The organism is Streptomyces sp. NPDC031274 (genome assembly GCF_055570235.1).
Genome location: NZ_JBVIHP010000502.1, coordinates 1 through 1026, shown reverse-complemented (window position 1 = coordinate 1026; position 1026 = coordinate 1). Strand labels below are relative to the sequence as shown.

The window sequence follows — 1026 nt, the reverse complement described above, 5'->3', positions numbered from 1 at the left end:
CAGCGCCCCGGCTCGAAGCCGTACGCCAAGCGGTACCTGCCCTCCTCCGCCAGCCCCTCCCCGCTCTCCCACTCCTCGTAGCGGATCACCCGCCCGCCGTCCGTCGTCACGTGGAAGTGGACGGAGATCAGGCCCGGCACCGCCTCCGGCGGCCCGGCGTCGCCCTCGGTGATCACCATCGCCCCGGCCACCCGGTCGTCACCGGCCGCCCGCGCCACCCCGTCCCGCAGCCGCGTCTTGTGCAGCCCCAGCCGCTCGATGCCCGGCACGGCCTTGTCGATGTCGGAGTTCCGCTCGTCCCTGCCGTGGGCGAAGAAGTCCTCGTACGCCTCCTCGTCCCGCCAGTGCGAGCGGTGCGCCAGCGTCGAGCCGTCCGCGCCGGCGTACACGGTGTACGAGAGCAGGCCCTCGTGCGGCCACGGGCGGCTCCCCCAGGCCTCGGCGATCGCCTCGGCCGTCGCCCGCTGCCGCTCCGGGGTGCCCGCGCTCCAGGTACTGAGGAAGACGAGCCCACCGACGGCGCGGGCCGGGTCGGGGAGGGTGGTGGCGTCGACGCGTGTCTTCATGGCCTGCTCCTTCAGCGTGTGCGGATGTACGGGTGGCGCTGCGCCCGTCACGCACACACTGCTTCCTCAACTTGGCTTGAGGTCAAGCCCGTTCGGGCGCGGCCACCGGACCGAGATCCGGCCGCTTCGCCTCGCGCCCGTCGCCCGACGAGCGGCCCCTGACGCGTCGCCATACCCACGGGCCCATGAACCCCGCGAACCACGCCGTCTCCGCCGCCACCGCCCGCAGCGTGGACACCGGAGGCGGCGGGGGCAGCAGCGGCCGCACCCAGTCCTCGTGGCCGGGGACGCCCAGCGCGTCCGCCATTCCGGCGGCGATCCGGGCGTGCCCCAGCGGGCTCGCGTGCAGACGGTCGGCGCTCCACAGGCGGGGGTCCGTGGTGACCCGGTGCGGGAACGTGTCCAGGACGACGACCCCGTGGCGGTCCGCCGCCGCGCGGATGCGGGCGTTCAGGTCGAG

The 1026-nt window shown here is 75.0% G+C and carries 1 protein-coding gene and 1 pseudogene; both read right to left on the bottom strand.

The genetic code is table 11. From position 1 onward, the window contains the following. Positions 1 to 566 (bottom strand): hypothetical protein (locus ACZ5CR_RS47500; protein ID WP_468870305.1); only part of this gene is annotated, 566 nt, incomplete at its 3' end. An 82-nt stretch (positions 567 to 648) separates the two neighbouring features. Next, positions 649 to 1026: pseudogene (locus tag ACZ5CR_RS47495) on the bottom strand (SGNH/GDSL hydrolase family protein); the annotation flags it as partial.